The sequence below is a fragment of the Veillonella sp. 3913 genome (genome assembly GCF_003992235.1).
Taxonomy (GTDB): domain Bacteria; phylum Bacillota; class Negativicutes; order Veillonellales; family Veillonellaceae; genus F0422.
Map to the genome: position 1 here is coordinate 150,387 of NZ_RQVF01000001.1, position 25,162 is coordinate 175,548.

The window sequence follows — 25,162 nt, forward strand, 5'->3', positions numbered from 1 at the left end:
CATGGTATTACTCATCGATCATTACGATAGTTTTTCTTTCAATATATATCAATTAATCGGTTCTCTAGTGAAAGACATTAAAGTCATCCGCAGTGACGAAATGACAGTGAAAGAGATTCGAGAGCTTGCACCAGACTGTGTCATTCTTTCACCAGGAACGGGACGACCAAAGGATGCAGGCGTGTACGAAGAATTATTAGCAACATGCCAAGGCGAGTTTCCTATTTTAGGCATCTGTTTGGGCCATCAGGCAATGGGTGAAGTGTTTGGAGCTACCGTAGGGTATGCAAAAGAAGTGATGCACGGTAAACAAAGTGTGGCGACCCAATGTTATCCATCCATATTATGGAAAGATATTCCTCAAGAATTCCCCGTAGCGCGGTATCATTCCTTAGCGGTCTTAGAAGATACCCTAGGAGATGAACTGGTGATAACAGCTCGCACAGCAGATGGAGAAATTATGGCCATGGAACATAGAACACATCCAATTTATGGTGTGCAATTCCATCCAGAGTCTATTTTGACACCGCAAGGAATGCAAATGGTTAAGAATTTCTTGGAATACCATAAGATTATATAAGGGAGATATAGAGTATGATTCAACAAGCCATACGCCTCGTTACAGAGGGACAAGATATGCCATATGAAGTGGCAAAAGCAACCATGAATGCTATTATGAGCGGCGATGTACAGGAAGTGCCTATGGCAGCCTTCTTAGGAGGTTTACAAGCAAAGGGACCTAGCGTTACAGAGATTACAGCCTTTGCAGAAGTGATGCGGGAAAAAGCTGGCTCTGTGCCACATGACAATACAGTGGTAGAAATTGTAGGTACTGGTGGAGATGGTAGTAGTACATTTAATATTTCTACAACGTCAGCGATCCTACTAGCGGCTGCAGGGATTCCTATCGCTAAACATGGGAATCGTAGTGTATCCAGCAAATGCGGTGCCGCTGATGTGCTAGAAGCATTGGGAGTGAAATTGGAACTCAATGGAGAGCAAAATAAAAAGGTCTTAGAGGAAGCGAATATTTGCTTTATGTTTGCCCCTGTGTACCATGAAGCTATGAAATATGCTGGACCTGTACGAAAAGCTATGGGTGTTAGAACAGTATTTAATATTTTAGGGCCTTTGGCAAACCCTGCGGGTGCTACGGTAGAGCTTATGGGTGTGTACGATCGGTCCTTAGTGGAACCATTGGCACAGGTCTTGTCTAACTTAGGTGTGCATCGTGGTGCCATGGTGTATGGTAGTGACGGACTTGATGAAATTACTGCCACAGGGACTACGACAGTATGTGAAATTGACCATGGCGAGTTCAAGACCTATGAACTAGATCCAAAGGATTATGGATTCACTTATGCTACAGCAGATGAACTTGTGGGCGGTGATGCACAGGTGAATGCTGAGATTACACGTACATTACTAGGAGGAAAAGATAGAAGTGGTCGTGCTACTGCAGTGATACTTAATGCGGGGATGGCATACTATTTAGCCAAAGAGGGAACGGTAACCTTAGAGAATGCTTTTAAAACGGTGCAAGAGTTATTGTATTCTGGTGCTGGAGCAAAGGCACTTTTAAAATTTGTGAAAGCATCACAAAATGCTTAATAGGCCGTGATTGTCAATATATTTATAAAGCGGGAGATATCCTTTAGGAATAGTAGATTCTAAAACGTATTTAGGTATCTTGGTAACTAAATAGTACAAATATAGTAATTCCTACCCATATCATTTAGATATATGAATACTACGGAAAGTATTTTGGCATATACATACTATGATAATAAGGTTATTCCAGAATAATAGGATAGAAATAGAGTTATTTATGATATTAGATAAGATTGTAGCAGCTACTGAAAAACGGGTCTATGACGCAAAAGATAATTTACCCTTGTCAGAGTTGCAACAGCAAGTAGAAAGAATGCCTATTACGAAGGACTTTCCTTTTGAACAGGCATTACAAGAATTAGATTTTAATTTTATATGTGAAGTGAAAAAAGCGTCTCCATCAAAAGGGATAATTGCAGAAGATTTTCCCTATTTAGAGATAGCCAAGGAGTACGAAATGGCAGGGGCGGCTGCTATTTCCGTGTTGACAGAACCAGATTTCTTTTTAGGTAGCCCGCAATATTTACAAGAAATTGCTGAAACGGTACATATTCCTGTATTACGGAAGGACTTTATTATCGATGAATATCAAATCTATGAAGCAAAATTGTGGGGTGCCTCAGCTATATTACTCATAGCCGCTATATTGAATGATGAAATAATGGCACGCTTTCATAGGTTGGCAAATAGTTTGGGTCTATCTTGTTTGGTAGAAGCTCACGATGAAACGGAAGTGTTGCGAGCGGTGAATATAGGGGCCCGTATTATTGGGGTCAATAACCGCAATTTAAAAGATTTCACGGTGGACGTGAACAATAGCATTCGCCTACGAAAGCTAGTGGATGATTCAGTGATATTCGTTTCTGAAAGTGGCCTAGATACAGCCGCAGATATCCAACGGTTACGAGACAATAAGATTCACGCTGCACTTATGGGTGAAAGCTTTATGCGAACTAAAGATAAAGTTGCTAAATTAGCTGAATTGTATGGACCGATTAGAACAAAACCATCTGTATATAATCGTATGGAACGAGGCTTGTTAGAAAATAAAGAAACAAGTAGGAAAAGCGGTCTAATACCTTTGAAAGAAAAAAGTTTACTACTGTCAGAGTTAGAAAAGTTAAAACTATTGGAAACTGATTCTGTTACAGAACAGAACTACGAAGTGAAAATAAAATTCTGTGGCATATCTCAAGAAGATACCGTTCCTGTTTTAGCAGAGACACGACCAGATCACGTTGGATTCATCTTTGCACCCAGCAAACGACAAGTGACGGTAGAACAAGCCCAATCCATTACGAGAAGTTTTCAAGATAGTGTACACACTGCAAGCGGTAACAAATGCTGCTCACAGGTAGGCGTATTTGTGAATGAAACAATACCTACTATTGTGGAGATTGCAAAGGCAGTACCACTTTCAGTAGTGCAACTACATGGAGATGAAACTGTCGCCTATATTGAATCATTACGAATCCACTTACAGGAGGAACAATTAGGATCCATTCAAATCTGGAAAGCTGTTCAAGTGCAAACAAAAGAGGATATTATGCAATGGGAACAAGCGCCTATCGATGGACTAGTAGTTGATGCTTATTCTAAGACAACTAGAGGTGGTACAGGTCAAACGGTAGATTGGTCACTGTTAGAAGGTATACGTATGCCGTACTATTTAGCAGGAGGCATTGGATTACACAATGTATCTAGAGCCATTCGTCGACTACAACCCTATGGATTAGACATGAGTAGTAGTCTAGAGACAAATGGACAAAAAGATGCGAAGAAAATTAAATCTATGGCACAGATTATTGAGACGGTAACAAATATATGCTAAGAAAATGAAAACTATGGAACAGATCGTTAAGATAGTAACAAACAGATAAGGAGATAGACTATGACAACACATCGCCATGGCTATTTTGGTGAATTTGGTGGACAATTCATGCCAGAAACACTAATGAATGCCATCATTGAACTGGAAGCAGCCTATGAAACGTATAAAAATGATCCTGAATTTGTTAAGGAATTAGAAGATTTACATGTATCCTATACCGGACGTCCTTCCTTACTATATTTTGCAAAACAAATGACAAAAGATTTGGGAGGAGCTAAAATTTACTTAAAACGGGAAGACTTAAATCATACAGGGTCCCACAAATTAAATAATGTGTTAGGTCAAATGTTATTGGCTAAGCGAATGGGTAAAACGAGAGTGATTGCAGAAACGGGTGCCGGTCAACATGGTGTAGCCACTGCTACAGTGGCGGCGTTAATGGGCATGGAATGTGAAATTTTCATGGGCCAAGAAGACTGTGAACGACAAGCTTTAAACGTATACCGTATGGAGCTATTAGGTGCCAAGGTACACCCTGTTACATCTGGTACTGGTACATTGAAAGATGCTGTATCTGAAACGATGCGGGAATGGACCAATCGAATGGTAGACACCCATTACGTATTAGGATCTGTTATGGGGGCTCATCCGTTCCCTATGATGGTACGTGACTTTCAGTCCATTATCAGTCGGGAAGCAAGAGCTCAAATTTTAGAAAAAGAAGGTAAATTACCTGCTGCCGTATTAGCTTGTGTTGGTGGCGGTAGTAATGCCATTGGTATGTTCTATCACTTCATTCCGGATGAAGACGTACAACTCATCGGTTGTGAAGCGGCTGGCAAAGGAGTTGATACAGAAGAACATGCAGCGACCATGACAAAAGGTACAGTAGGTATTTTCCATGGTATGAAATCTTACTTCTGTCAAAATTCCTATGGACAAATTGCACCTGTATTTTCTATTTCAGCAGGTTTAGATTATCCAGGAATAGGTCCAGAACATGCCTATTTACATGACAGTGGCCGTGCTCAATATGTGCCCATAACAGACCATGAGGCAGTGGATGCTTTTGAATATCTGTCTCGTATGGAGGGCATTATTCCAGCTATTGAAAGTGCTCATGCTGTAGCTCATGCTATGCAATTGGCACCTACGTTAAGTCCTGATGAAAGTATCATCATTTGCTTATCCGGACGTGGTGATAAGGACGTAGCAGCTATGGCAAGATACAGAGGGGTGAACTTACATGAATAAGATAACAATAGCAGAGGCTTTCAGCAAGAAAGCATTTATCCCTTTTATTACAGCTGGTGACCAAGGGATTGATACCACAGAGAAATACATTCGTACTATGGCGAAGGCGGGAGCCAGTTTGATTGAAATTGGCATTCCTTTTTCAGATCCTGTTGCAGAAGGTCCTGTCATTCAAGATGCTAGTGAGCGTGCCCTATCTACAGGCATCACGACAGATGATATCTTTGATATGGTAAAACGTTTACGCACCGGTACAGAGGCGCTGACAATTCCTCTAGTGTTCATGACCTACCTGAACCCTATCTATGTGTACGGTGTTGAAAGTTTCATGAAACGTTGCGAAGAAGTGGGAGTCCAAGGGGTTATCGTACCGGATTGTCCATTTGAGGAAAAACAGGAATTAGCGCACCAAGCAAAGGCTCATGGCGTATCCGTGATTTCCTTAATAGCCCCTACGTCGGAACAACGTATCAAAGACATTGCGACAGACGCAGAAGGTTTCGTGTACTGTGTATCTTCTCTTGGTGTGACAGGCATGCGCAGTGATATCAAAACAGATATTGCTAGCATTGTGCAACAAATCCGTCAATATACAGACATTCCCGTAGCCGTAGGGTTTGGCATTTCCACACCTGACCAAGCGAAGGCGATGGCAAATGTCTCTGATGGTGCCATCGTAGGTAGTGCTATTGTGAAACAAATTGGAGAGTGGGGCCCTAAGGGGGAAGAAAAACTTTATGAATATGTTCGTTCCATGGTAAATGCTGTAGGTAACTAACAGTAATGTATTTTAAGGTAACGTATATGTATTACAGGGTTACTTGGTGATACTATCCTTTATATCCAATTCTGTTATTTACGATGCCTTTTGAATAGCTGTGCAAGAAGTGTATCTTGTGCAGCTATTTTGTTTGTTTAATATCTACAAGAGAAGGAGTGCTTGTCCATAAAATATATAATCTAAACACTAGTAAAAATAATATGGAAACATGACTTCATATACGGTATACTTAAGAATATATAAAGTTCTTAACAGGAGACATAGGGTATGGAAAAAACAAGTATTGGCGTTGGGCGTGCTGCATTGCATGTGGCTATCTCTGAAAGTCGTGCCGAAGAGATGGCATTACGGAAAGAGTTTGAAGCACTAGGGATTCGTAGTTGCGCCGTAGATTTTGGTGGAACTTTCACAGAGATTATTCCTAAAATCATTGAACGAGCTGTGGTAGCAGCGGATCGACAAGAGTTGATTCAAGATAATCATGTTAGCAAAGGTGCTGTAGTAGGTGCTACGGCACAAGCCTTAGAACAACTTAAAAATAAATGTGTAGGCCTTAATGTAGGAGGAAAAGTAGGTATTGCACGAAGCCAAGAACATCTAAGTGTAGCGATTTATTTGGGCGTAGGTGTATTACATTTAGATGAAATTGCTGTGGCTATGGCACATCGTGCTGTACCAAATCTGTAGAAGTGCTATAAATTTATTACTAGATTTGATATAATATTCTTTAGAGTTTATAGACAATAGCTAATCATTTTGGAGGTAACTATGAGTCAATTCGAGTGGAAAGTATTAGATCGTAATTACGAAGATGTAATTTATGAAACATATAATGGGATTGCTAAAATTACAATTAATCGTCCAGAAGTGCGTAATGCATTCCGTCCCAAAACAGTGATGGAATTAATCGATGCGTTTACCATTGCTCGTGAAGATGCAAAAGTGGGCGTTATCATCTTGACTGGTGCTAATCATGGTCAAGGAGAAGATAAAGAAGCATTCTGTTCTGGTGGGGACCAACGTGTTCGTGGAGATGGCGGTTATGTTGGGGATGACAAGATTCCTCGTCTAAACGTGTTGGATTTGCAACATTTAATCCGTATTACTCCAAAACCTGTTATTGCTATGGTTAATGGTTTTGCTATTGGTGGTGGTCATGTATTACACATCGTATGCGACCTTTCTATTGCCTCTGAAAATGCAAAATTCGGTCAAACAGGTCCTCGTGTAGGTTCCTTTGATGCTGGTTATGGCGCTGGATACTTAGCGCGTTTAGTAGGCCATAAAAAAGCTCGTGAAATCTGGTTCTTATGCCGTCAATATTCTGCAAAAGAAGCCTTAGATATGGGTCTTGTGAATACAGTAGTGCCATTTGATCAATTAGAAGCAGAAACAGTAAAATGGTGTGAAGAAATTCTTCAATTATCTCCAATGGCACTTCGTTTCTTGAAAGCTTCCTTCAATGCGGATACAGATGGTTTAGCTGGGTTACAACAATTTGCAGGGGATGCGACTTTATTGTTCTATACAACTGATGAAGGTAAAGAAGGTCGCGATGCATTTAAAGAAAAACGTAAACCTAATTTCAAACAGTTCCCTAAATTCCCTTAATGGATTAGGCTATGAAGTGGTTATATGAACGAGCACACACCCATAGAGATAGGCTTTTCTTAAATGAATATTCTTATGGTGATGTGTTTACTCTAACAATAGCTACAGCAAAACGACTCGCTCCTCATCTTCGAGGGGAGAGTCGTATTGCTTTATGGGCAGAAAATTCAGTATCCATGGCGATACACCTATTTGCTCTTTCTGCATTGGGTATAGAAACAGTGTTGCTGAATACGAACCTGACTGAACGAGAAGTAACTGAACAGCTGGAAAGTACAGGAGTCCGTACCTTGTTAATGTCAGAAAAAATGGCACAGGTATGGCGTGCACAGAAGGGAGCTTGTGACATAGAGATCACAGATGTTTCTACTTGTGAGCATAGCCATAATCAAGTGGACCGACAGGATTTGTGCTTTTCTACATGTATAGACACTAATTTCAAGGCTATTTCTCCTATGCATAATGACGAAAATCTAGGCTGGAATCCATCTGATGAAAAAGTGTTTTGTATTATCAACACTAGTGCTACAACAGGCAAATTCAAATCAGTCCCTGTGCGATGGTTGCAGATTGAGGCTCATGTGAAAGCTTCTGCGAATGTGCTTGGTGTGGAGAAAGAGGATAATTGGCTTGTAGTACTTCCTATGTTCCATGTCAGCGGCTTATCTATTATTTTGCGTACTTTATATAATGGCACAAGAACAACAATTCGTGAGAAGTTCTCGGAACAAGTCGTACTAGAGGAATTGAAAACAAAAGAAGTCACCATGGTATCTTTGGTGCCCACAGTGTTACAACGCATAGTAGAACGGATACAAGCACCCGCTTTACGGGCTATCTTGCTAGGTGGCGAGTTCATTCCTATGCCACTGTTACAAGAGTGCGTACAACGAAATTTACCAGTCTATAAGACATACGGCATGTCAGAAACTTTTGCTCAAAGTACTACCTTTAGTATACAGGAGTATCCGAATAAATTAGCCTCTGTAGGTTATCCTTTACAGGGTGTTAGTATTGAAATTCGCAATCCTGATGAAGAAGGAGTAGGAGAAGTGTGGCTTTCATCCCCGATGCTGATGAAAGGATACCTTAATAAAGAACCTATTAAAGGAGCTTTTAATACAGATGATATTGGTTACGTAGATGAAGATGGATTTTTATATCTTTTGAACCGTAGAAAGGATATCATCATTTCTGGGGGCGAGAATATTTACCCTAAGGAAATCGAAGATGTCTTATATGGAATGAACGGTATTTTAGAATGTGCAGTTATCCCAGTATCAGATCCTAAATGGGGGCAAGTACCTGTATTATGCGTGGTAACAAACCATTCCGAAGAAGATATATCAGAATATCTACTCAGTCGTTTAGCGAAGTATAAAGTACCGAAACGAATGATATATTTTGATGCATTACCTAAAAATAGTATGGGAAAAATATTGCGACAAGACTTGATTCACACAGTAGAAAGGACATAGTATGAAGGAAACCTCTTTATTAGAACAATTACAGATAGAGACATTTCACTGTACTGAACAGGCCTTTCAAAGTACTATGAAGCTTTCATCGTTTCATGCACAACCCTTTGGATTCGTTAACGGTGGCGTGTATTTAGCCTATGGAGAAGCATTAGCAGGCATGGCATCTAATGCTATATTGGCACAAGAATCAACATCGAGCAATAAAAGCGTGGACTTAGATTCGTCTGAACAAAAAGTAGCTGTAGGTCAATCGATAACGGCTAATCATGTGAAACCGAAACGATGTGAAGGATATGTCGTAGCACGTGGTCAATTATTACACAAAGGTGGTCGAAATCATGTATGGATGATTAATATCTTTGATGAAACAGATCGATTATTATCTCATATGACGGTGACAAATAGTATTATAAATATATAGTTAGAGCACCTAGCAATCTCGATAGTTATGATACATATACATTATAAGACTTACCTTGACCTGTAAAATAGTTGTTTGTAGGATATATAGAAAGGAGGTGCATAGTCCATGAAAATAGATATTATATCGCTATTCCCAGAGTTTTTTGATGCCTTTTTTACACATTCCATCATCAAACGTGCCTTACAGGCAAATCGATTAGAAATGAAAGTGACAAATCCACGAGAATTTTCTCATAGCAAGCATGGTCAAGTGGACGATACTCCTTATGGAGGTGGCGCTGGCATGCTCATGAAAGCACCTCCTCTCTTTGAGGCTGTAGAGCATGTGTTGCAGATTCCCATAGAAGAACATCGTTGTACAAAGGAGAGTCACAAACGCCATGTTGTGTTTATGGGGCCTACAGGGAGACCATTTACACAAGAAAAAGCAAGGGAATTGGCCACCTATGATCAACTTGTCATTGTCTGTGGACACTATGAAGGGGTAGATTACCGGGTAGAAGAACACTTAGTGGATGAAACTATATCCATTGGAGATTATGTATTAACGGGCGGTGAATTACCAGCTATGGTAGTAGCCGATGCAGTGGCGCGCATGATTCCCGGTGTCTTAGGCGCTACCTCAGGAGCCATAGAGGATTCCTTTTACTATCCTTTATTGGAATGTCCACAATATACGAAACCCCAAGAATACAGAGGTATGATGGTGCCAGATATATTATTAAGTGGTCATCATAAAAATATTGAGCAGTGGCGATTAGAAGAGTCATTGAAACGGACTGCTTTACTGAGAAATGATTTGTTGCAACGAGAATTAACTGTAGATGAAATTAAGGCTCTAAAAAGAGTACTAGACAGAGTGGATTCTGAAGAGGAACAACAAGTACTTTCAAAATTGATAGGACAGTCTACTTTCACAGAGGAAAAGAGGAAATAAATGGCGAATTTATATATCGGCCTCGTTCATTATCCCATTATGAATAAACATGGTGAGGTGATCACGACGGCCATCACGAACTACGATATCCATGATATTGCCAGAGCATCTACAACTTACGATGTGGAACGGTATTTCATCATTCACAATGTACCTAGCCAACGTGAATTGGCAGAAACTGTAATGAGTCATTGGAAAACGGGATTTGGCAGTACTTATAATCCGGATAGAAAAGATGCTTTCAAACATGTGGAACTTGTCAATTCCATTCGACAAGCCATCGATATGGTGAGGGAATTAGAAGGACAGACGCCAATCGTGTGTACTACGGATGCACGAACCTATGATAATACCATTACCTATGCATCGCTCCGTAAATCACTTGAAAGTGAGAGCCGTCCTGTGGTAGTATTATTTGGAACGGGGTATGGTATGACGAAAGAAACAATGGAAGATTTCGATTATATCTTAGAACCCATCTATGGACATGGTGAGTACAATCACCTTTCAGTTCGTAGTGCCGTATCAATTATATTAGACCGCTTGCGAGGCGAAGCGTGGTGGAATAAATAGGAGGACACAATGTCAGGACATTCTAAATGGTCAAATATTAAACATAGAAAAGGTAAAAATGATGCGTTAAAAGCAAAAATTACCACAAAAATTAGTCGTGAAATTACAGTGGCTGTAAAAGCTGGTGGTACAGATCCAACCGGTAATATGCGCTTGAAGTTGGCGTTGCAAAAAGCTCGTGAAAATAACATTCCTAAGGATAATATTCAACGTGCCATCGATAAAGGTGCCGGTGCTGGTGATGCGAACAACTACGAAGAAATTACCTATGAAGGATACGGCCCAGGCGGTGCTGCCATCCTTGTAGAAGTGATGACAGATAACCGTAACCGTGCAGCTGCTGATGTCCGTCATGCCTTCTCCAAACGTGGTGGTAACTTAGGTGAAAGTGGATCTGTTAACTGGATGTTTAAACGCAAAGGTGTATTCGTGATTCCCCAAGAAGGCAATGATGAAGAAACATTGACATTATTGGCTCTTGACGCTGGCGCTGAAGACATCAAAGTAGAAGACGATGTATTCGTTATCTACACATTGCCAGATGATTACGATGCCGTAGAAGCTGCCCTAGCAGAAGCATCCATCGCTACAGATATGGCACAAATCACAATGGTTCCAGATACTAATATGGAATTAACCGGTGATGACGCAGTGAATATGCAACGAGTACTAGACATGCTGGAAGACTTGGACGATGTACAAGATGTGTATCATAATGCCATCATGGATGAGGAAGAATAATTTTCTATAAAATTCCACCATTCCATGATATACTATAAGTAAGTAAATATTTTAGATTTGCAAGGGAGCCTATGTAATAGGCTGAGAAAGGACTATGAAGTACCTGACCTTTTGACCTGATCGGGATCATGCCCGCGTAGGAAGCACGCTGACATATGTGGGTATCGATATAATGTCGATACCTTTTTGTGTATAGAGTACCCATAATAGGCTCCTTTGTAATGAAAGGAGCTTTTTATGTTTTACACACAAATGCAAGCAGCCCAAAAAGGCATTGTTACCGACGCGATGAAAGTGGTAGCAGAAAAAGAAAACATGGATGTTGAAGTATTACGAGAGTTAGTGGCAAAAGGACATGTAACAATTCCTTGCAACAAGCATCATACATCTTTACAACCAGAAGGAATCGGGCAGAAGTTGCGCACAAAAATTAATGTGAACTTAGGAACATCTAAAGATTGTACAGACTACGAAGAAGAAATGAAAAAAGTTCATCATGCAGTGGCATTAGGTGCTGAATCTATTATGGACTTGTCTACGCATGGGGATACAAAAGTGTTTCGCCGGCTGTTGACAAAGGAATGTCCTGTTATGATTGGCACCGTGCCAATCTATGATAGCGTTATTCATCATCAGAAGGATTTAGGTGAATTGACTGCAGAGGACTTTATTTCTACTATCCGTCTTCATGCAGAAGATGGTGTAGACTTTGTTACCTTACACTGTGGGATTACACAACACACAGTGGAGCAAATTAAACGTCATAAACGAAAACTAAACATCGTGAGCCGTGGAGGTAGTTTAGTCTTTGCTTGGATGTCCATGACTGGTCAAGAGAATCCGTTCTATGAATACTATGATGAAATCTTGGACATTTGTGCAGAATATGACATGACCATTTCTCTTGGCGATGCATGCCGTCCTGGTTGCTTGGCTGATGCTACAGATATCTGTCAAATCGAGGAACTCGTTCGACTTGGGGAATTAACAAAACGAGCTCGTGAACGTGGAGTACAAGTGTTGGTGGAAGGTCCAGGTCATGTGCCATTAAATCAAGTACAAGCCAATATGGAAGTACAACAAACAATCTGCGATGGGGCACCGTTCTATGTGTTAGGACCATTAGTAACAGATATTGCACCAGGCTATGACCATATTACAGCGGCCATCGGTGGTGCCGTGGCAGCCATGCATGGGGCAGCCTTCCTTTGCTATGTAACACCAGCGGAACACTTAGCCTTACCTGACGAAAACGATGTGAAAGAAGGCATTATGGCTTTCAAAATTGCTGCGCATGCCGCAGACATTGCAAAAGGGATTCCGAATGCACGAGATCGCGATGACCGTATGGCAGAGGCGCGCCAAAAACTCGATTGGGAAGCACAATATGCAGTAGCACTAGATCCTGAAAAAGCTCGTCGCATCCGTGAAAGCCGTGCCCCAGAAGAGGGGCATAAAGAAGCTTGTAGTATGTGCGGAAAATTCTGCGCCGTACGGAGCATCAACAAAGCCTTAGAGGGAGAGAAAATTGATATATTATAAATAAGAGATAAAACAGCCAACTCTTTTTTGGAGTTGGTTGTTTTGTTGTATAGATAAATTGATTATAGCAATGCAATTGATGTATTATATAGATAGTAAATATGTTTTTATGTAATGCAACTAGTGCATTTACATAAGAGTACCATTTGAGAAGATTGTTTTTTGAGGTGCATGATGAAACAATGGAAACTATTGGCACTGGGATGCGCACTATTAGTGCTAACTGGTTGTGCAAGTATGGACTCTACTATACAAGTAGATAGTGACTTTAGCGGGAAATGGGAGGCGCAATTGCATACTCCTGAACCTTTAAGTAAAACGGATTTAGAAGCTGGGTTTGACGACAGTCTAAATAAAATTATTTATGACCGTAAGCATATAGGTGATGAAACATTTGAGGAAAAACAAAATAAAGAGAAAGAGGCTTTGAAACAGTTTAGTGCAAAACATATTAAGGTAGAGGCTGTTGATGAAGCTGGTAAGGCTTTGAATAATCAAACAGATGCTAAGTCTGAATATTGGAAAATTAAAGCTTCTTTTTCAGATGAAAGTGAATTAACTAACAGTTATAGAATTATTTATGGTGTCATAGATAGACCTGAAGCGCTACATGTTATCTATCCTTATGGTGAAGAAAATAATGCATATATGTTTTTTATGGGAAAATCCTATGGAACAACAACTATTACAGTAGATGGTGATATTAAAACCGATTTCAAAACTGATGGAGTTGTAAATGGTAATACAATTACTTTTGAAAAAGATAAAAATATTCGATTTGTGTTTCTAAAAGCATCTCATACTATTAGAAATGTAATGATTGGATTGGTAGGATTAGGTGTAGTGCTTGCTGCCTTTATGATTTGGCGAAAACGAGGTCAATAGAATGAATATTAAGAAATGTATGCTAATTATACTGGGCATAATGATGATGGGATTAGCTTTCATAGGGTGCACATCTGATACAGCAATCAGAGACAATCCCGATTTGTCGGGTACATGGTATCATTATAACCCTCCTTATGAAGACAACGGCTATAATGGTGGGATTGTTTATAAAATAACGTTTGAAAAGGTAAGTGACCATGTATATAAAATGACTGAATCTAAGTTTTATATGCGTAATGTATATGCGAAACATCAGCTGGTAAACGAAAGAGAATATGGTACTGATCATGCAAGAATTACGAAATTAGATATTGCAAAGGGACCAAATAAAAATGGAGTAGTACCTATCTATGACGACGTTTATGAATGGGTGCCTTATTATGATGAAATAAAAGAAGATATGTTAATGACAGTCAGAGATGGTAAAGCTTATGATGCTGCGTTTGGCGCTACCCACACAATTAAGAAAGAAAATGGTAAGTTGATGCTTGTCAGTGGTAACGATGACAACTCTATTATGTATAAAACGGACGACTCTTTCTTTACATTTGCTAACGAACAAGAGGCGGCCAATATCAAAAAGAAAGTAGACATCGATAATGCTAAGAGTCCTAATGAAGCATATCAAATACGGAATATCACTTTCACTGTGAAAGAAAGTGATAAAAAAGTGTATGCTCATTCTAATTAGGAGTACAACCAGTATGATATATCCATATGCTTAAATATCATACAATGCTTGCTATTGCATATATGTATAGAGTATGATAGAGATGTCATTATAGTTATTTTTTATAAGTGTGAGGTGTGCTATGAGAAAAAGAACAGCAATCGCTCTTGTATTAGCTAGCGTATTTGCCGTGAATGCAGGTACTGCTACAGTAGAAGCTAGTTGGTTAAGTAAAACGTTGAAGAAATTAGATAATGCTTTGGGAGTTCCTGATAGTAATACGCAGGTGACAAAACAGAGTGATGGATATTTACATTTACCACAAGCAGGAGAACGATGGATTCTGATTTCTGAAAATAAATACTATAAAACATACCTGGATAGAACTAAAGTATATGCAAGAGGTGAAGCTCAGGATCGAGTTGTTAGAGGTGTTTTTAAGCGAGAATTTACACCTTTGGGATCTCAATGGTTAGGTGGATTTGGAGAGATCAAACCAGATGTAGTAACAGTAGAATATTACTCGAATGAATATTATGTAAATTCAGTGTCTTTTCATAATTATGGAACGTATTCTATACCAACTTCTTATTATGACGTTCATGGTAACTTAATTTACAGAAATGGTAGTATAGAACGTAAATACTATGGTAATTATATCCCGGACTCCGAAGAAGAACATATTAAAGATAGACTCTTCCATATGTTCGGTTGGGATTACTAATCGTATGTTATCACTTTGTTCTTGTAAATATTAACTTAATGCAAGGATATATTGATATAAAGCAAGGTTCCCCTTGCTTTCACTCAACAGTTTGTGCTATACTAACCAAGTATGAATACACACGCAACTAGACTATCAGTTCTGTGCGCAATTTCGCGTTTGCTGAGGGATGAGAGTTGCGGAGGTTTTTTAACAGGAGGTGCCAACATGGCAGTAGTATCACTTAAACAATTATTAGAAGCTGGTGTTCACTTTGGACATCAAACAAGAAGATGGAATCCTAAAATGGCTAAATTCATCTTCACTGAACGTAATGGTATTTATATCATTGACCTTCAAAAAACTGTAAAAAAAGTAGAAGAAGCGTATGATTTCTTACGTGAAGTAGCTCAAGAAGGCAAAACAATCCTTTTCGTAGGTACTAAAAAACAAGCTCAAGAAGCTGTAAAAGAAGAAGCTCTTCGTGCGAATATGTACTTCGTTAACGAACGTTGGTTGGGCGGTATGTTGACTAACTTCAAAACTATCGAAGCTCGTATTAAACGCTTAAAACAATTAGAAAAAATGGCTGAAGATGGAACATTCGAAGTTCTTCCAAAAAAAGAAGTAATTCGTCTTCGTCATGAATGGGAAAAATTAGAAAAATATCTTGGCGGTATTAAAGATATGCCAGAAATGCCAGGTGCACTTTTCGTAATTGACCCTAAAAAAGAAAAAATCGCTATCGCAGAAGCTAAAAAATTAGGTATTCCTGTAGTAGCTACTGTGGACACTAACTGTGATCCAGACGAAGTTGATTTCCCTATCCCAGCAAATGATGACGCTATTCGCGCAGTTAAATTATTAGCTGGTAAAATGGCTGACGCTATTTTAGAAGGTCGTCAAGGTGAACAAGACGCTTTCGGTACAGAAACTGCTTCCGAAGAAGCTTAAGAATCTGTAAGATTATTTAACAATATATACAGACATAGTCTTAATTGATAAATAAGTAATAACGATGTAAAATTAAGGTAAGGCTAAGGTCTTACCTTAATTATTTATAGGAGGAAAAATCATGGCTCAAATTACAGCAGCTTTAGTAAAAGAATTACGCGACATGACTGGCGCAGGTATGATGGATGCTAAAAAAGCATTGGTAGAAGTTGATGGCGATATCCAAAAAGCAGTTGACTTCCTTCGTGAAAAAGGCTTAGCAGCGGCAGCTAAAAAAGCTGGTCGTATTGCAGCTGAAGGTGTAGTAGCATCTTACATTCATGGTGGTGGACGTATCGGCGTATTAGTAGAAGTAAACTGTGAAACAGACTTCGTTGCTAAAACTGATGATTTCCAAGCTCTTTGTAAAGATGTAGCAATGCAAATTGCAGCAGCTAACCCAACATACTTAAAACGTGAAGATGTTCCAGCTAATATAATCGAACACGAAAAAGCTGTATTGATGGAACAAGCTAAAGTAGAAGCTGAAGAAGACGTTAAAGCTGGCCGTAAACCAAAACCAGAAGCAGTTCTTGAAAAAATGGTAGCTGGCCGCGTTGAAAAATTCTATAAAGAAAACTGCCTATTAGAACAAGTTTTCATTAAAGACGGTGAAAAAACTGTACAAGCTATGATCAATGAAGCAATCGCTAAAATCGGTGAAAACATTAACGTACGTCGTTATGTTCGCTATGCTTTAGGCGAAGGTATCGAAAAGAAACAAGACGATTTCGTTGCAGAAGTTATGGCTACTGTAGGTAAATAAGTACGGAGATAAGAGAACACCGCAAGTGTTCTCTTATTTTTGAATTATTTGTTAGAAACGTCATAAGGAGAAGGACATGAGTGAACGTAAATTTAAACGTATCGTATTAAAACTTAGCGGTGAGGCCTTAGCAGGTGATCAAGGATTTGGCATTAACCCACAAGTGGTAGAACCATTGGCACAGGAAATTGCTGCACTTTCCAAAGAAAGTGGTATTGAAATTGCTATCGTTGTAGGTGGTGGAAATATTTGGCGTGGTCTATCCGGTAGTGCTAAAGGTATGGATCGTGCATCTGCTGATTATATGGGTATGATTGCAACAGTGATGAATGCTATTGCATTACAAGATGCTCTTGAAAATGCAGGCGTAGCAACTCGTGTTCAAACAGCGATTGAAATGCAAGAAGTAGCAGAACCATATATTCGTCGTCGTGCCATTCGTCACTTAGAAAAAGGCCGTATTGTTATCTTTGCAGCAGGTACTGGTAATCCGTACTTCTCTACAGATACAACAGCTGCTTTGCGTGCTGCTGAAATCGAAGCAGATGCTATTTTAATGGCGAAAAAATTTGCCGATGGTGTATATGATTCTGATCCTAAAACAAATCCTAATGCTGTAAAATTTGATGAATTAACATATATGGATGTTATTAGCAAAGAATTAAAAGTTATGGATGCTACATCTACTACTTTGTGTAAAGATAATCATATTCCTATCGTTGTATTCAGTATGGATATTCCTGGCAACATTACACGTGCTGCCAAAGGAGAAGCCATCGGTACTATCGTAAAATAAAAGGTGAACACTATGGAAATTAAAGAAATTATTAGCCGCGAAGAAGCGCGCATGGACAAAACAATTGAATCTTTGAAACACGAATTTGCCTCTGTACGCACAGGTCGTGCTCATACATCTCTATTAGATTCTGTAATGGTTGATTACTATGGTGCACCAACACCTGTTAATCAAGTGGCGAACGTATCTGCTCCAGATCCTCGCATGATTTTAATCGCTCCATGGGATAAAACAATGATTGGTGCCATTGAAAAAGCAATCTTAACATCTGACTTAGGATTAAATCCTAATAATGATGGTGATTCTATTCGTTTGGCGATTCCTCAATTGACGGAAGACCGCCGTAAAGAATTGGTAAAAGTTGTAAGCAAAAAAGCAGAAGACGCTAAAGTTGCGATTCGTAACATTCGTCGTGATGCTAATGATGCAATTAAAAAAGAAGAAAAAGCGAAAACAATTACTGAAGACGTGTCAAAAGATGGACAAGATCAAGTTCAAAAATTGACCGACAAAAAAATCAAATTAATTGATGAACTTCGTGATACAAAAGAAAAGGATGTTATGTCTGTCTAATGGAACATACATCTATTTTGGGATTTCCATGGCAGCTTGCACAGTCTCTTTTGCAGGCTGCCTCTATCCCTTTTACTACGAAAATAGAAAAGAACTATAATCGCTTCTTTTCCATTTCTTCCGAAGAATGTTATGTAGGCCGTGTCAAAGTAACGGAAGGTACATGGGAGATAGTTCTCTTTCACCCTATGGTAGCCAGTCATGTGACAGTGTCGAATGAGGTACAATATGCTAAAAAACTTATGGAAGAAAAGTAAACAACAAGAGAGACCGACTGTAGATCCTACTAATATTCCAGAACATATTGCTATTATCATGGATGGTAATGGAAGATGGGCAAAGCGGAAAGGCATGCCACGAAGTATGGGGCATCGCGCAGGTGCGGAAGTATTAAAGGACATTGTGAAAGCTGCCCAAGGATTTGGTGTGAAAGCACTGACTGTATATGGTTTTTCTACAGAAAATTGGAAACGCCCAGAAGAAGAAGTCAGCCTGTTAATGGGTCTTATTAAAGAGTATTTACTTTCAAATGTAAAGCGAATGCATGCGGAAGGCGTGCGCATTCGTTTTTTGGGCGATATTACTAAGCTATCTGAAGAGTTACAAAAAATCATTAAAGAATCTGAGGATTTGACACAAGAAAATACAGGAATTACTTTGCAATTAGCGATCAACTATGGGGGACGCGACGAACTCACTCGAGCTACAAAACGGATTGTCCAGGATGTGGCAAGCGGTATCATCTCTGAGGAGGATATTACAGAAACATTGATTTCTTCCTATTTAGATACACAAGAATTTGACCGTGTAGATTTACTGATTCGACCAAGCAATGATGCACGTATCAGTAATTTTTTACTATGGCAAATTGCCTATGCAGAGTTCTGGTTTACCCCTTTACATTGGCCAGATTTTACACCACAAGTGTTGGAAGAAGCCATTTTGGCATACCAACAACGTGAACGTAGATTTGGTGGTTTAAAAGAGGAGAAATAATATGTTAAAAACCCGTCTCATCACAGCTTTGATTGGCGTTGTCTTGTTGGCGGTTGCCATCACCTATGGGGGTCTATTTTTTAATCTTGTGATGTCCGTGTTGGCTTTCGTTGGTTGGGTAGAGTGTGTCAGCTTATTTCGTCATATGAAACGCCGTTTGTTACCATTATGGGGACTAATTTATATTGTTCTTGTATGCGGTTCCTTAGTGTTTGGTAACTATCCATTAGCAATATTTCTAGGCGTTTTGGTGATGTTGGCTATGGTCATTGAATATACCTTCTGCAACGGAAAAATAACGCTTCCAGCAGTACAATCTACCATCAGTAGCTTGTTGTATGTCACAAGTGGCTTTATAGCACTGATGGTGTTACGTGATAATAAAATCTATGAAAATACGAGCTATTACGCTGATCAAGATGGGTTCGGTATGGCTGTCATCTGGCTTGTGCTAATCTCTATTTGGGCCAGTGATACATTTGCCTATTTTGTGGGTCGCTCCATTGGTAAACGAAACATCGTACCTAGCATTAGCCCTAATAAAACCTTAGAAGGTTTCATTGGTGGTTTTATTGGCTGTGTCTTGACAGGATGGATTGGCTCTATTTGCTTAGGATTACCAATAAATTTTGGTGTTGGAATAGGTATAATTGTCGGCATATTAGCACCGCTAGGAGATTTATTTGAATCTAAATTAAAACGTGAAGCAAATAAAAAAGATTCCGGTACATTATTGCCTGGTCATGGTGGTGTATTAGATCGTTTTGATAGTCTACTATTTGCGGCACCATTAGTATTAGCATATATTCTTATGCTGTAAAGATTTAATCTTAAGGAGACCTTTATGAAAGCTATAAGTATTTTAGGCTCCACCGGGTCTATAGGAACACAAACGTTAGATGTCATTCGTCAACATCCAGATCAATTTCAAGCAGTGGCACTAGTAACACATAGCAACATTGATTTGCTAGAACAACAAATTACAGAATTTAATCCGATTATGGTGGGTGTTGTAGATGAGCGTGCTTATTCTATACTGAAAAATCGTTATCAAGGACCTACAGAGATTGTAAGTGGCAAGGAAGCCTTGATTGCGGCAGCTACCTTGCCAAAAGCGACAATGGTGGTTACTGCCGTAGTTGGTGCTGCAGGAATTGAACCTACAATGGCTGCGATTCGAGCTAAGAAAACAATTGGTCTTGCGAATAAAGAAACCTTAGTAGCTTGTGGTTCTTTGATTACAAAGGCAGCACAAGACCATGGTGTATCGATTTTACCTATTGATAGTGAACATAGTGCTATTTATCAATGTTTAGAAGGTCAAGATAGAAGTAATGTTGAGAAGTTAATTATCACAGCCTCAGGTGGTGCCTTACGTCATTGGAAGTCAGAAAATTTATATAATGCGACTGCAAAGGATTGTTTGGCACATCCTACTTGGAATATGGGAAATAAAATTACAATTGACTCAGCTACTTTATTCAATAAGGGATTAGAAGTGATTGAAGCTCATTGGTTGTTTGATTTCGATTACGATCATATTGATGTAGTAGTACATCCCCAAAGTATTGTACACTCTATGATTCAAATGAAAGATGGAGCTATTTTGGCACAATTAGGGAATCCAGATATGCGTGAGCCTATCCAATACGCGATGACCTATCCAAAACGATATCCATTACAAATGGAACATTTAGATTTTACTAAGGGTTTAGATCTTCAGTTTATGGCACCTAGGTGGGATGATTTTCCTGCCTTACGGCTCGCTTTCACAGTGGGAAAAGAAGGTGGTTATGCACCTGCTGTATTCAATGCAGCCAATGAAATGGCGGTCTATGCCTTACTGGATGAACGAATTACTTATGGACATATATATGAAGTAGTTTCAACCGTTATTGAACGCATGAACAATGGTGTACCTACATCTATTGATGATGTACTGGCCATGGATGCGTGGGCTAGACAAGAAGCTACTAAAGAAATACAAAGGAGAAGTGCATGTTAATTACAATTTTAGGAGCTGTCTTTGTATTCGGTGTGATTGTTATGATTCACGAATTAGGACATTTTCTAACGGCGAAAGCCTGCGGCATGCGTGTTGATGAATTTGCTATCGGCATTGGCCCTAATGTTATACAAAAACAAAAAGGAGAAACACTTTACTCTTTACGTCTTTTGCCATTAGGTGGATTCAACAAAATTGCTGGTATGGATCCTTCTGAAGATGCAGGTGACCGTGGGTTCAACAGCAAACCTGTATGGCAACGATTTATCGTGATCGCTGCAGGTGCTACATTTAATTTTTTGTTGGCTATTGTGATATACTTTTTTGTATTCGCCTTTCATGGCACCACAATTCCATCTCATGAACCAATTATCGGAGATACCTTAGCAGGAAATCCAGCAGCTACAGCTGGTATCCAAAAAGGAGATAAAATTGTATCCATCAATGGTCAATCCATTACAGAATGGAAGGATATTACAGAGTCTCTGAAAGGCCATAGTAATCATGTAGTATCTGTTACATTAGATAGAAATGGAGAGAGTATATCTACCACTGTCATTCCCCGTGAATCTGGTGATAGAGCTGTCATCGGAATTAATCCAGTATTAGAAGTAAAAGAGTATAGTATTGGTGAATCTGCAGTGCACGCTTTAACACACACTGGATCTACTCTTGCTGATATGGTACAAGGTTTATGGAATATTGTAACAGGACACAGTAAAGGCGATGTAGCTGGTCCTATCGGTGTAGCACAAATGGCGGGGCAAGTAGCACAACATGGTTTTATCAGTTTGCTGTTATTCACTGCTTTATTGAGTCTAAATCTTGGCGTAATCAACTTATTGCCAATTCCCGTACTTGATGGTGGACATTTGGTGTTGTTGATTCTAGAAGGCATTACGGGTCGCAAATTGCCAGAAAAGGCCTTGCAATATATTCAAATGACTGGGGTAGGCTTATTATTATTAGTGTTTCTATATTCTACATTCCAAGATATTCTACGATTATTTTAGAGGTATACTATGATAGAACGTAAACCGACAAAGGGTATTCAAGTGGGTACCGTCCATATTGGGAATCACGCACCTGTCAGTATCCAATCGATGATTACTACAAATCCTGTAAAAGTCGAGCAATCTATTGAAGAAATCAATCGTCTGGCTACCGCTGGTTGTGAACTAGTTCGTTTAGCTGTTCCTGATATGGCAGCAGCAAAAGCCATAAAAGATATTAAAGAACGTGCCATGATTCCATTAATTGCGGATATTCATTTTGACTACCGCTTAGCACTACAAGCTATTGATAGTGGGATCGATGGGCTTCGCATTAATCCAGGAAATATCGGTAGTATCGATAATGTGGTAAAAGTTGTGGAAAAAGCTAAGCCGAAGTTGATTCCTATTCGTATAGGTGTCAATGCTGGATCCTTACCACAACATGTATTAGACGCTCATGGTGGACACCCTACTGCTGATGGTATGGTGGAAACCGCTTTAGAACATATTCGTATCTTAGAATCTTTAGAATATGATCAAATGAAAGTTTCCATCAAAGCCACAGATGTACCTTTAATGATTGAAGCGTATCGCAAATTATCCAGCAAAATACCATATCCATTGCATTTAGGTGTCACAGAAGCTGGCACTATCAAACAAGGAACGATTAAATCGGCTATCGGTATTGGAACACTCTTGGCAGATGGTATCGGTGATACAATACGTGTGTCTTTAACAGGCGACCCTATCCATGAGGTAGAAGTGGCAAAAACTATTTTAAGCTCCTTGGAACTTCGTACCTTTGGAGCGACTATGATTTCTTGTCCTACCTGTGGCAGATGTCAAGTCAATTTATTCAATATGGCAGACATTGTTGAAGAACGATTGAAGGCTATAAAAGCCCCAATCCGTGTAGCTGTTATGGGATGTGTAGTAAATGGACCTGGAGAAGCACGAGAAGCTGATTTTGGTATTGCAGGAGGTAAAGGACAAGGTATTATTTTCCGCAAAGGAAAAGTATTAAAAACTGTACCAGAACAAGAATTGGTAGAGACCTTATTTGCTGAAATCGATCAATATCTTTTAACATTAGAAGATAATTAAGAGTATGAATCATATAGAATATAAAGGAGTATGTTATGTTAGCAAGTCGCTTATATGCACCAACATTACGGGAAATGCCATCCGATGCTGATGTAATTAGCCAACAATTAATGTTGCGCGCTGGCTTTGTTCGTAAAGTGGCTGGTGGTTTATACACCTATTTACCATTAGCGTGGCGCAGTATCCATAAAATTAATGCTATTATCCGTGAAGAAATGGAAGCAATTAACAGCCAAGAAATTATGATGCCCATTCTTCAACCTAGTGAATTATGGGAAGAATCTGGTCGTTGGGCTGCGTACGGTGCAGAAATGATGCGTATTTCCGACCGTCATGGCCGTGAATATTGCTTAGGACCAACTCATGAAGAAATGGTAACTAATCTAGTTCGAGGGGAAGTCAATTCCTATCGTCAATTACCTTTAAGTTTATATCAAATTCAAAATAAATATCGCGATGAACGTCGCCCACGCTATGGATTGATGCGTAGCCGTGAGTTCATCATGAAAGATGCCTATTCCTTTGACATCGATGAAGAAGGTATGAGCAAGTCTTTTTGGGATATGTATGAGGCATATAGTAAAATTTTCAAACGTTGTGGCTTAACATGTAAACCAGTAGAAGCAGATAATGGTGCTATTGGTGGTTCCGGTAGCTTTGAGTTCATGGCTTTGGCGGAATCCGGTGAGGCAGATGTTATCCACTGCACAAAATGTGATTATGCTGCAAATATTGAAATTGGCCAACCAAAAGCATTGGAAGTGGATACAGAAGAAGCTAAGGCATTGGAAACAGTATCTACACCAGATGCTAAGTCAATTCAAGCAGTAGCCGATATGTTACAATTGCCATTGGAAAAAACAATTAAAGCAGTAGTCTATAACATTGAAGGTAAAGTTATTCTTGCCATTGTTCGCGGTGACCATGAAGTGAATGAAATCGCTGTACAACGAGCTGTAGAAGGTGGCATTGAACCAGAAATGGCAACCCCAGAAGACTTAACACGTGTAGGCTTAACAGCTGGATTCATTAGCCCAGTGGGACTTTCACAATCAGAAGAGTTTGCCATTGTAGTGGATGAAACTGTGATGAACTTACATAATGTATGTGGCGGTGCTAATACAACAGATGCGCATTATATCAATATCAATCCTAACCGTGATTTCAATATGGATGATATCATTGTGGCACCAATCCGTTTGATTACTCTCGATGATCCATGCCCTAAATGCGGTGGTCAACTACGCATCGACAAAGGCATCGAAGTGGGGCAAGTATTCAAATTGGGTACGAAGTACTCTGAATCTATGAATGCCACAGTATTGAACCAAGGTGGCCGTCCAACTCCATTCCAAATGGGTTGCTATGGTATCGGTGTAGGACGTACATTGGCGGCTGCTATTGAACAAAGTTATGATGAAAATGGTATCATTTGGCCAGTAGCGATCGCTCCATTCGAGGTTGTTATCGTTCCAATTAATGCGAAAGATGATGCTTTGATGGAAGTGAGCGAACGCTTGTATAAAGAGATGAAACAAGCTGGTGTTGATGTACTATTGGATGATCGTAAGGACCGTGCAGGTGTTAAATTTAAAGACGCAGATTTGATTGGCTATCCTGTACGCATCACGGTAAGTAAAAATACTATCGAATCTGGCGAAGTAGAATTACGTATTCGTAAAGATGGTTCTACAAGCACTCTTAAAATTGATGAGGTAAGTACCTCTGTACAAGGATTACTTCGTCTGTTGAAAGATGGATATAGCATTTAATTACAAAAAACCGCTTATTCATCGTATTCGTGAACACTTACGAACACTTATGAATAAGCGGTTATCTTGTTTTGTATTGTGGTGGAGACGAGGGGACTAGAGCCGATTAAGACTAA

Annotated in this window: 27 protein-coding genes and 1 riboswitch; all 27 genes read left to right on the forward strand. The window is 39.4% G+C overall.

The annotated features are described in order from the left end of the window. The first annotated feature begins 1 nt into the window (after position 1). The 27 genes from EO113_RS00695 to EO113_RS00825 all read left to right on the forward strand — a co-directional run bounded on the left by EO113_RS00695 (position 2) and on the right by EO113_RS00825 (position 25,046). On the forward strand, positions 2-580 hold the full coding sequence (locus EO113_RS00695) for an aminodeoxychorismate/anthranilate synthase component II (protein ID WP_009352755.1): 579 nt from the start codon (positions 2-4) through the stop codon (positions 578-580). Positions 581-594: 14 nt separating this feature from the next. Continuing rightward, on the forward strand, positions 595-1,611 hold the full coding sequence (trpD, locus tag EO113_RS00700; RefSeq protein WP_009352747.1) for an anthranilate phosphoribosyltransferase: 1,017 nt from the start codon (positions 595-597) through the stop codon (positions 1,609-1,611). Between the two features lie 217 nt (positions 1,612-1,828). Next, entirely contained in the window at positions 1,829-3,442 is a 1,614-nt protein-coding gene (trpC, locus tag EO113_RS00705) for an indole-3-glycerol phosphate synthase TrpC (protein ID WP_127135230.1), read from the forward strand. Between the two features lie 60 nt (positions 3,443-3,502). Then, on the forward strand, positions 3,503-4,696 hold the full coding sequence (trpB, locus tag EO113_RS00710; protein ID WP_127135231.1) for a tryptophan synthase subunit beta: 1,194 nt from the start codon (positions 3,503-3,505) through the stop codon (positions 4,694-4,696). Continuing rightward, positions 4,689-5,474 carry a tryptophan synthase subunit alpha gene (gene trpA / locus EO113_RS00715; RefSeq protein ID WP_127135232.1) on the forward strand — a complete coding sequence of 262 codons (786 nt, stop codon included), beginning with the start codon at positions 4,689-4,691 and terminating at the stop codon, positions 5,472-5,474. The genes trpB and trpA overlap by 8 nt, the downstream gene beginning before the upstream one ends. Before the next feature lie 270 nt (positions 5,475-5,744). After that, a complete protein-coding gene (locus EO113_RS00720) occupies positions 5,745-6,164 on the forward strand; it encodes a HutP family protein (RefSeq protein ID WP_127135233.1) in 420 nt (139 codons plus the stop codon). Positions 6,165-6,245: 81 nt separating this feature from the next. Then, complete coding sequence (menB, locus tag EO113_RS00725; RefSeq protein WP_127135234.1) at positions 6,246-7,088, forward strand: 1,4-dihydroxy-2-naphthoyl-CoA synthase; 843 nt, start codon at positions 6,246-6,248, stop codon at positions 7,086-7,088. A gap of 11 nt (positions 7,089-7,099) precedes the next feature. Then, complete coding sequence (gene menE / locus EO113_RS00730) at positions 7,100-8,566, forward strand: o-succinylbenzoate--CoA ligase (protein WP_127135235.1); 1,467 nt, start codon at positions 7,100-7,102, stop codon at positions 8,564-8,566. Between the two features lies 1 nt (position 8,567). After that, positions 8,568-8,990 (forward strand): PaaI family thioesterase, encoded by a 423-nt coding sequence (locus EO113_RS00735; RefSeq protein WP_127010690.1) that lies wholly within the window; start codon positions 8,568-8,570, stop codon positions 8,988-8,990. Between the two features lie 108 nt (positions 8,991-9,098). Further along, positions 9,099-9,929 carry a tRNA (guanosine(37)-N1)-methyltransferase TrmD gene (gene trmD / locus EO113_RS00740; protein WP_127135236.1) on the forward strand — a complete coding sequence of 277 codons (831 nt, stop codon included), beginning with the start codon at positions 9,099-9,101 and terminating at the stop codon, positions 9,927-9,929. Beyond that, positions 9,930-10,502 carry an RNA methyltransferase gene (locus EO113_RS00745; protein WP_127135237.1) on the forward strand — a complete coding sequence of 191 codons (573 nt, stop codon included), beginning with the start codon at positions 9,930-9,932 and terminating at the stop codon, positions 10,500-10,502. 9 nt (positions 10,503-10,511) lie between these two features. Then, positions 10,512-11,243 carry a YebC/PmpR family DNA-binding transcriptional regulator gene (locus EO113_RS00750; RefSeq protein WP_126940343.1) on the forward strand — a complete coding sequence of 244 codons (732 nt, stop codon included), beginning with the start codon at positions 10,512-10,514 and terminating at the stop codon, positions 11,241-11,243. 51 nt (positions 11,244-11,294) lie between these two features. Then, a riboswitch (TPP riboswitch) is annotated at positions 11,295-11,403 on the forward strand. A 77-nt stretch (positions 11,404-11,480) separates the two neighbouring features. After that, positions 11,481-12,785, forward strand: a complete 1,305-nt coding sequence (gene thiC, locus EO113_RS00755; protein ID WP_127135238.1) for a phosphomethylpyrimidine synthase ThiC — start codon at positions 11,481-11,483, stop codon at positions 12,783-12,785. A gap of 171 nt (positions 12,786-12,956) precedes the next feature. Then, a complete protein-coding gene (locus tag EO113_RS00760; protein ID WP_164726272.1) occupies positions 12,957-13,670 on the forward strand; it encodes a hypothetical protein in 714 nt (237 codons plus the stop codon). A gap of 1 nt (position 13,671) precedes the next feature. Next, entirely contained in the window at positions 13,672-14,364 is a 693-nt protein-coding gene (locus tag EO113_RS00765) for a hypothetical protein (RefSeq protein ID WP_127135240.1), read from the forward strand. 121 nt (positions 14,365-14,485) lie between these two features. Further along, positions 14,486-15,067 (forward strand): hypothetical protein, encoded by a 582-nt coding sequence (locus EO113_RS00770; RefSeq protein ID WP_127068541.1) that lies wholly within the window; start codon positions 14,486-14,488, stop codon positions 15,065-15,067. 207 nt (positions 15,068-15,274) lie between these two features. Beyond that, positions 15,275-16,000: a 30S ribosomal protein S2 gene (rpsB, locus tag EO113_RS00775; RefSeq protein ID WP_062402636.1), complete on the forward strand. Its 726-nt coding sequence runs from the start codon at positions 15,275-15,277 to the stop codon at positions 15,998-16,000. Between the two features lie 121 nt (positions 16,001-16,121). Then, on the forward strand, positions 16,122-16,805 hold the full coding sequence (tsf, locus tag EO113_RS00780) for a translation elongation factor Ts (RefSeq protein ID WP_009352758.1): 684 nt from the start codon (positions 16,122-16,124) through the stop codon (positions 16,803-16,805). Positions 16,806-16,881: 76 nt separating this feature from the next. Then, positions 16,882-17,601 carry a UMP kinase gene (pyrH, locus tag EO113_RS00785; protein WP_009352746.1) on the forward strand — a complete coding sequence of 240 codons (720 nt, stop codon included), beginning with the start codon at positions 16,882-16,884 and terminating at the stop codon, positions 17,599-17,601. 12 nt (positions 17,602-17,613) lie between these two features. Then, positions 17,614-18,174, forward strand: coding sequence for a ribosome recycling factor (frr, locus tag EO113_RS00790; RefSeq protein ID WP_127135241.1), 561 nt, complete (start codon positions 17,614-17,616; stop codon positions 18,172-18,174). Then, positions 18,174-18,431, forward strand: a complete 258-nt coding sequence (locus EO113_RS00795; RefSeq protein ID WP_127135242.1) for a hypothetical protein — start codon at positions 18,174-18,176, stop codon at positions 18,429-18,431. The genes frr and EO113_RS00795 overlap by 1 nt, the downstream gene beginning before the upstream one ends. Further along, the gene (locus EO113_RS00800) at positions 18,403-19,170 is read left to right on the forward strand and encodes an isoprenyl transferase (RefSeq protein ID WP_127135243.1); all 768 of its coding nucleotides are present in this window, start codon (positions 18,403-18,405) and stop codon (positions 19,168-19,170) included. Before EO113_RS00795 ends, EO113_RS00800 begins: the two co-directional genes overlap by 29 nt. 1 nt (position 19,171) lies before the next feature. Next, on the forward strand, positions 19,172-19,990 hold the full coding sequence (locus tag EO113_RS00805; protein WP_127135244.1) for a phosphatidate cytidylyltransferase: 819 nt from the start codon (positions 19,172-19,174) through the stop codon (positions 19,988-19,990). Positions 19,991-20,014: 24 nt separating this feature from the next. Then, complete coding sequence (locus EO113_RS00810; RefSeq protein ID WP_127135245.1) at positions 20,015-21,175, forward strand: 1-deoxy-D-xylulose-5-phosphate reductoisomerase; 1,161 nt, start codon at positions 20,015-20,017, stop codon at positions 21,173-21,175. Next, positions 21,169-22,188, forward strand: a complete 1,020-nt coding sequence (gene rseP / locus EO113_RS00815; RefSeq protein ID WP_127135246.1) for an RIP metalloprotease RseP — start codon at positions 21,169-21,171, stop codon at positions 22,186-22,188. The genes EO113_RS00810 and rseP overlap by 7 nt, the downstream gene beginning before the upstream one ends. A 9-nt stretch (positions 22,189-22,197) precedes the next feature. After that, positions 22,198-23,274: a flavodoxin-dependent (E)-4-hydroxy-3-methylbut-2-enyl-diphosphate synthase gene (gene ispG, locus EO113_RS00820; protein WP_127135247.1), complete on the forward strand. Its 1,077-nt coding sequence runs from the start codon at positions 22,198-22,200 to the stop codon at positions 23,272-23,274. A 35-nt stretch (positions 23,275-23,309) separates the two neighbouring features. Next, positions 23,310-25,046 (forward strand): proline--tRNA ligase, encoded by a 1,737-nt coding sequence (locus EO113_RS00825; protein ID WP_127135248.1) that lies wholly within the window; start codon positions 23,310-23,312, stop codon positions 25,044-25,046. The last annotated feature ends 116 nt before the right edge of the window (positions 25,047-25,162 follow it).